The 7426-nt window shown below is 41.1% G+C and carries 8 protein-coding genes; 1 reads left to right on the top strand and 7 read right to left on the bottom strand.

Going from position 1 to position 7426, the window contains the following annotated elements:
* Positions 1–143: 143 nt before the first annotated feature.
* Complete coding sequence (locus tag ACFVSW_RS27110) at positions 144–1094, bottom strand: DNA-binding transcriptional repressor DeoR (protein ID WP_387319741.1); 951 nt, start codon at positions 1092–1094, stop codon at positions 144–146.
* A 267-nt stretch (positions 1095–1361) separates the two neighbouring features.
* Here ACFVSW_RS27110 and ACFVSW_RS27105 point away from each other — a divergent pair, with 267 nt between their 5' ends.
* Positions 1362–3536 carry an MMPL family transporter gene (locus tag ACFVSW_RS27105; RefSeq protein WP_387319740.1) on the top strand — a complete coding sequence of 725 codons (2175 nt, stop codon included), beginning with the start codon at positions 1362–1364 and terminating at the stop codon, positions 3534–3536.
* 25 nt (positions 3537–3561) lie between these two features.
* Here ACFVSW_RS27105 and ACFVSW_RS27100 read toward each other — a convergent pair whose 3' ends face one another.
* From ACFVSW_RS27100 to ACFVSW_RS27075, 6 genes are all read right to left on the bottom strand, one after another.
* Positions 3562–4110, bottom strand: coding sequence for a 2-oxoacid:ferredoxin oxidoreductase subunit gamma family protein (locus ACFVSW_RS27100; protein ID WP_387319738.1), 549 nt, complete (start codon positions 4108–4110; stop codon positions 3562–3564).
* Positions 4111–4112: 2 nt separating this feature from the next.
* The gene (locus tag ACFVSW_RS27095) at positions 4113–4865 is read right to left on the bottom strand and encodes a thiamine pyrophosphate-dependent enzyme (protein WP_387319736.1); all 753 of its coding nucleotides are present in this window, start codon (positions 4863–4865) and stop codon (positions 4113–4115) included.
* Positions 4862–5926, bottom strand: coding sequence for a 3-methyl-2-oxobutanoate dehydrogenase subunit VorB (locus ACFVSW_RS27090; RefSeq protein WP_387319735.1), 1065 nt, complete (start codon positions 5924–5926; stop codon positions 4862–4864). Before ACFVSW_RS27090 ends, ACFVSW_RS27095 begins: the two co-directional genes overlap by 4 nt.
* 22 nt (positions 5927–5948) lie before the next feature.
* Positions 5949–6179: a 4Fe-4S dicluster domain-containing protein gene (locus ACFVSW_RS27085; protein WP_387319734.1), complete on the bottom strand. Its 231-nt coding sequence runs from the start codon at positions 6177–6179 to the stop codon at positions 5949–5951.
* Positions 6180–6194: 15 nt separating this feature from the next.
* The gene (locus ACFVSW_RS27080; RefSeq protein WP_387319733.1) at positions 6195–6872 is read right to left on the bottom strand and encodes a hypothetical protein; all 678 of its coding nucleotides are present in this window, start codon (positions 6870–6872) and stop codon (positions 6195–6197) included.
* 163 nt (positions 6873–7035) lie between these two features.
* Positions 7036–7356: a hypothetical protein gene (locus ACFVSW_RS27075; RefSeq protein WP_387319732.1), complete on the bottom strand. Its 321-nt coding sequence runs from the start codon at positions 7354–7356 to the stop codon at positions 7036–7038.
* Positions 7357–7426 lie beyond the last annotated feature (70 nt).

Below are 7426 nucleotides of genomic sequence, written 5' to 3'. Positions count from 1 at the left end.
CTAAAGCGCCTGCGGGGTCTCACCTGTCCCGCTGCTCCCGCAGGAGTCTCGCGCCTTCCACTCCAATCAACATTGTGCTCAAAATCAACAATGTGTTTTAACACAGCCTATTAAAAAAGACTAAAATAGCAACGATAGCTATTTTAGTCCTTTTTATCAAGTAAAAATTGTGCTGTGAATTGATCTGTAATCAGCACATTTGCGTACCCGCCTTTTAAGGCGCCGTAAATTCCTTCAATTTTATTCGGTCCGCCAGCAACCAAGATTGAGTACTCCTTCTGCCGGAGGTTTGCTAAATTAACGCCAAGCGTTCGTTCATTTAAGCTTTCGTTACATATTTCCCCTTTTCGATCAAAGAACCGCGAGCAAATATCGCCGACCGCCTTTCCATTAAGGGAGTCCAAATCACTTTCCGTAAAATAGCCTAATTGAAATAATAAAGAATCCGTTTTGATGGATCCAATCGTAAACAAAGCGATATTAGCCTGGACACCCAACTCTAATATCTTTCGAATATGGCGGTCCGCCTCCATTGCCTGCTTCACGACTACATGATCAACAATCGCAGGCAACGGCAGATTAAGAGGCGCTGTATTATAGGCTTTCCCGAAAAGGTATAATATTTCAGATGCGTATGTGTTCGTTTCCGCATGGCTTACACCGCCTTTTAATTGAACAACATTAACGTTTTTCACATATTTCTGCTTTAGCTCGATAGCGATATGATAAAGCGTTGTTCCCCATGTCACACCGATAATGTCGTCATCCTTAACAATTTCATCCAGATACATGGCTGCCTTTTCCCCAAGGTAATTTTTAATAATATGGTTTTCGTATTGTGGGATGGAGGCTACAACAGCTTTTTTTAAATTGAACTTTTTTTCTAACTGCATGGCTAAGTTTGTAACGTCCTCTGTAGGGTCCATAATACTAATTTGGACAAAACCCTCACTTTTTGCCTGCTGTAATAATCGGGATACAGTCGGACGTGAAACTCCCAGAAGCTTTGCGATATCGTTTTGGTTATAATCTAATAAATAATATAATTTAGCCGCTTCAATCACCTTTGTTAATTTTTCTCGATCCACCGACATCACCTACATCTAAGATATTTACCTTATTGTAACAAAAAATACGAGTGAGTCCAAAATTTCTTTACATTTGTAAAACCAGCTTTGAACATACTTGTCGATACCATTAGTTTATCCACAGGTGAATTTTCATCTCGTATTGGGGGAAAATTGACAAAACAAGCGAGGGTGCCCATTAGTAAAATAGACACGAAAAAGTCATCTGAAATTGTGGATTTCTTCTGTATACTAGAATCAGGAAATAGTTTCATTATAAAGGGAGGTGGGATCATGCAGAAATTAGCGGAATACATATACCGAAATCGTAAATGGATGTTGATGGTTTGGATATTAGCGATTTTCTTGTTTGGATTTTTTGCATTAAAATTACCCTCAGTTTTAAGCGGTAATGGCTTTGAATATAAAGGAGAATATAATGAAACGCAGAAAACACTTGAAAAGGACTTCGGACAAGCCAAATCATCAATTATCCTTGTTTTTAAAAAGGATAAAACTGTAAGTGACGAAAATTTTAAGAAATTTATTGTTGGTACCTTTGAAAAATTAACGGATTTTGATGGGGCAGAAAAGATTATTTCCCCTTACGAACGAGAAGGAATGATCAAAGATCAATATGCCTATGGAATTCTTACTTTTAACAAAAACGCAGAAAGCCTCGAAAAGGAAATTGCCGAATTAAAGGATTTGCTAAAAAACAAACAGGGCTTAACGGTTACCATGACAGGGGAACCAATTATTGTTCAAGACTTAAATGCTGCAAGCCAGGAAGATTTGGCAAAGGCAGAAATGATTGGATTGCCAATCGCCCTGGTAGTCCTCATCCTTGCATTTGGAAGTCTTGTCGCCGCCTCGCTTCCGTTAGTTATCGGGATCATTTCAATCCTCATCACAATGGGAACGGTCTACTTTTTTAGTTATGACGCTGATTTATCCATCTTTATCTTAAATATTATTCCGATGATTGGTCTTGCCTTAAGCATTGATTTCGCCTTGTTATTTATTAATCGCTATAAAGAAGAATTACAAAGTAAATCGATTCAGGAAGCGATTGAAATAACGATTACAACTGCCGGACGCTCGATTATTTTTTCCGGGCTTTGTGTTTTTATCGGCTTATCAGGTCTTTGGTTTATCCAAATTGATATTTTTCAAAATGTTGCTCTTGGCGGCATGACGGTTGTGTTTATTTCTGCTTTATGCGCGTTAACCTTTCTCCCGGCCTTGCTTGCCATTTTAGGGAAAAACGTCAATAAATTAAGTGTATTCAGGATATCTAGCTCGCAAACAAGCATTTGGCACAAGTTTGCAAAGTTTGTGATGCGACGCCCAGTTCTGATGGCAGCAGCGGCATTGGCTATTCTGCTGATTGGGCTCCTACCGGTTAAGCAAATGACGTTAACGATACCGGGCACAGATTCTCTTCCGCCGAAATATCCATCCAGATTGGCAATAGAAGCCTACAAAGAACATTTTATCGCGCAAGATAAACGTGATGAGAAAAAGGTAACGATTGTCGTTGAAACCACTGGAAATATCTTAGAGAAATACAATCTAGAAAAGGTAACTAAGGTCGTTAATGAACTAGAAAAAGATCAGCTTGTTCATTCGGTTGACTCTCCTTTTTCTGCAACTGGAGCTAAGGATGGCGAACAACTATTACAACTGTTTACCTATGGGGATAAAGCGAAATTAGCTCCAGTAACAGACTACTTTATCAGAGAGAATAAAATGCTTTTGGAAGTGTATTTAAAAACCGGAGAACATTCTACAAAGGCAAGACAATGGGTAAACACATGGTCTAATAAAGAGTTAGGACTAAAGGCATCATTTGGAGGACGGATTAAGTTTGAGCAGGAAATCTTTACGGAAATTGTCAAGAAGGCTCCCTTTGGATTACTGCTAATCATTATTTCAACGCTCGTAATACTTATGGTCGCCTTCCGCTCGGTGCTCATTCCGGTTAAGGCGATTTTAATGAATGTATTAAGCTTGGGGTGTACGTTTGGAATTGTTGTCTGGGTTTTCCAGGAAGGGCATTTTGGAATGACTCCTGTTACGATTGGTCTAATCTTGCCGGTGTTTGTTTTCACGCTTGTGTTCGGACTTTCAATGGATTATGAGGTCTTTCTTATCTCCAGAATTCAAGAGTTTTACTTAAAAACAGGTGATAACACCGCAGCAACAATATCTGGTTTAACCTATACAAGTAAAATAATTACCTCCGCAGCTGCCATCATGATTGTTGTGACAGGTGCCTTTGCCTTCACTGGCGTGATGCCGATAAAACAATTGGGTGTCGGGATTGCGACAGCGATTTTTATTGATGCCACAATCGTGCGGATGGTTCTTGTTCCAGCCCTGATGAAGCTGCTAGGCGACTGGAACTGGTGGTTCTTTGGATACAAAGAGAAAAACCTTTTCAAGACACGAAAAAAGCCAGCCTGATTATATATCCGGCTGGCTTTTCTATTTAGGATATTTCTACAGCGACAAGCGAGGCACCCTTTTTCAATGCTTGTTTGTTTATCTCAATTAAATGATGCTTATCAGTTGAAAGAACTTTCTTTAACGATTCAATAATGGAATCTGTTGAAACTATTTTAGTCAATTCCAAAAAGGCACCTAATAAAATCATGTTTGCTACTCGAGAATTTCCTAAATCATTGGCCATATCCGTTGCCGTTATTTCAATCACCTTAATATCCTTCCGTTCTGAAGTTCTATCCACGAGAGAAGAATTAATAATCAACAATCCTTCATGACGGACACGCGGAGCGAACTTATCAAACGATGGATTATTTAAAACAATTGCAGTCGATGGCCTGGTTACAAGCGGCGATCCTACAGGCTCATCACTCACAACAACTGCGCAATTCGCCGTTCCACCCCGTTGTTCGGGCCCATATGAAGGCAGCCAAGAAACACCTTTTCCCTCAAGCATTCCTGCATAGGCAATGAGCTGGCCCGTCGACATAACTCCCTGCCCGCCAAATCCGGCAATGATAATCTCTTCAAGCATGTTCAATTCACTCCCTCTTTGTTCTTATAAACACCAAGAGGATAGACGGGAACCATATGATCTTTTACCCACTCAAGCGATTCAGCCGGATCAAGTCCCCAGTTTGTCGGACAGGTCGATAATACCTCTACCATTGAAAAACCTAAACCCTTTTTCTGCGTTTCAAACGCTTTCTTGATAGCCCTCTTTGTCTTCTGAATATGTGGGACATCATGGGTCGAAACCCGTTCAATATAGGCAGCCCCATCCAGAGTCGCCATCATTTCGCACACCTTAATCGGCGGCCCTTGGATGCTAATTTCCCGGCCAAGTGGGGTTGTCGCCGTTTTTTGGCCAATTAAGGTAGTCGGTGCCATTTGCCCGCCTGTCATTCCATAAATCGCATTATTAACGAAAATAACTGTAATATTCTCGCCTCTTGCCGCAGCATGAATCACTTCACTAATTCCAATCGAGGCAAGGTCGCCATCACCTTGATACGTAAAAACAATTCGATTTGGCAGAACCCGCTTCACCCCTGTCGCCACAGCAGGTGCACGGCCGTGTGCTGCCTGCGTCATATCACAATTAAAATACTCATACGATAACACCGAACAGCCTACTGAGGCAACACCGACAGTATCTTCTAAAATATCCATTTCTCCCAACACTTCACCAACAAGACGGTGGATTACACCATGTGTACAGCCGGGGCAGTAGTGTGTTGACTTATCCGTCAGGCCATTTGTTTTTTCGAAAACAGTCTTCATTGTCATACTTGAACACCCCCAGCAACCGTCATTATCTTATCGTAAATTTCTTCTTGGGTAGGGACGACACCGCCGGTTCGGCCAAAGAAATCTACTGGAGCATGACCATTTACTGCCAATCTAACATCCTCAATCATTTGCCCGGCACTCATTTCAACGGATATATAGGCTTTTACTTGTTTCCTTGTTTCAACGAACGGCTTTTCTGGGAATGGCCATAGCGAAATCGGTCTAATCAAGCCAACCTTGACCCCTTCTTGCCTAGCCTTGTTAATTGCATTCATTGTTATCCGCGCTGTCGTTCCGAAAGCAACCATAATATATTCGGCATCGTCTATTGAAAAGGTTTCATAGCGAACCTCATTTTTCTTTATGCGTGCAAATTTCTGTTGAAGAGTAGTATTTCTCTTCTCAAGACTCTCGGCATCAAGCTCAAGCGATGTTATGATTTTCGGTCCTCCATCACCGCGAGTGCCTGTTGTTGCCCAATCCTTCTTAAATTGCTCTGTTTCAGACCGTTCCCCAAACTCAACAGGCTCCATCATTTGCCCCAGCATACCATCGCCCATTATTATCACTGGTGTCCGGTAACGGTCGGCAATATCGAAAGCCTCCTGTGTTAATTCAACAATTTCCTGCAGACTGGCCGGAGCTAATACAGGAAGATTGTAATCCCCGTGCCCCCCGCCTTTTGTTACTTGGAAATAATCTGATTGTGCCGGCTGAATATTTCCCAATCCCGGACCGCCGCGGACGATATTGCAAATAACCGCTGGAAGCTCTGAACCTACTAAATAAGAAATCCCTTCTTGTTTCAAGCTAAAGCCCGGGCTTGAGGAGGAAGTCATGACCCTTACACCCGTGCTTGCTGCACCATAGACCATATTAATAGCGGCAATTTCACTTTCCGCTTGCAAAAACAATCCGCCGACCTCAGGGAGCCGTCTTGCCATATAGGCAACCAGCTCACTCTGCGGCGTAATTGGATAACCGAAAAAGTACTTGCAGCCTGCATGCACTGCTGCCTCTGCAATCACTTCATTCCCTTTCATTAACACTTTCCCCATACAATAACCTCCATTCCTTCGATCACACAGTTTGCAAGATTTTAACTGGCCGGTAGACAGCGATTACCGCATCTGGGCATATTTGCGCACACTTTGCGCAGCTTATACAGTTTTCCTGGTCGACAACTGCTGCCGGCCGGTAGCCTTTACCATTTAAATAGTCTGCTAGAAAAATAACATTCGTTGGGCATACTTGGACACAAAGACCGCAGGATTTACATGTATCCTCATTAAAAACGACTTTTTTCTCCATATGGATTCAACTCCTTTAACTTTCCCAAGGTAATTTCATGTATCGTTCGATAAAAACAACTTGATAATTCTTCGCAAAATCTTCAGCTTCCTTTTTTAAATGGGTTGAAATGGTTGTATATAAAAAAGGAACATCCAACTCCTCCGCTAGACGGCTGCTTAATTGATAGCCATTTTGAATATCATTCATCGTTGTTTCAGCGCCAATATTTGAATTATTAATAATCCCAGTTACCTTTAAGCGTGAGGCATTTTCAATCTGCTTAACCGTATATCGAGCCCCGGCTACGGTGCTGACATACGGACGATTCGCATTTAGGACAAACAGTAATTCCGGACTTAAATCTTTCCATTCATGATAATATTGTCCCAAAGCAGCTGCCCCGTCTTTGTCACCGCCGGCATCAACGATTAAACGGTATCTAGGATCGTGCAGTACACGATACATTTCACCGGACACTATTGGAAGATCGGCAGCAGCAAGCCGATTCTTCGGGGCGAGCAATTCAACATCATGCTGTAGAAAGATACTCGCAGCATCTCTTGAACGATAATAAGGATTGATAATATCTAAATCATTAATAGCTGTTTTTTCGTTTTTTTGTCTCTCAGCCAGTGCTAAATTTATGGCAATCTCTGTTTTCCCACTACCAAAGTGACCAGATAGAATCTTAATTTTACTTAATGAATTCAACGGCTCTAACCTCCTTTCGGACTGAAAGCGTTTCCATTAAAGTTAATTGGAAATATCAGCCGATATCCATCCATCATTATAAAATACTTAACGATAAATCGCTTTGACCTTTGTCACACTTCATTTCAGAAAATGCACAAAAAGAAGTTCCGAGGAACTTCCCTTATGACATAAATGAGAGAATTACTTTTTGCGGCAGTTCTGTAACGCTATCTGGTTTTCTTTTTAGACGTTCACAAGATGGCATTTCAAATGAAAAATCTTCTACGTTTGGCGGAATAATTCCCCTTTGCTGCAACCGATCAAATACTCGTTGCATTGCATCTTCTGTTGGAACCATTTCTGTTGAATCTTCCAACTGAAAACATTCAACACATGTTTCAATGATATTCTCGTCAATTTGTTCTTGAGCAAACACTAATTTAGCACCTGCGATATGTTCTACTTCCTGATTCTCTAATTCAATGATGGTTGTAATATTCATTCTGTTACCCTCCTCATTAATATAGCTACATTATAAATAATTTTCACTACGGATATTTTAAAAAACGTAT

Source organism: Neobacillus sp. NPDC058068 (assembly GCF_042885335.1).
Taxonomy (GTDB): Bacteria; Bacillota; Bacilli; order Bacillales; family Cytobacillaceae; genus Neobacillus.
This window is presented reverse-complemented; position numbering and strand designations above follow the sequence as displayed.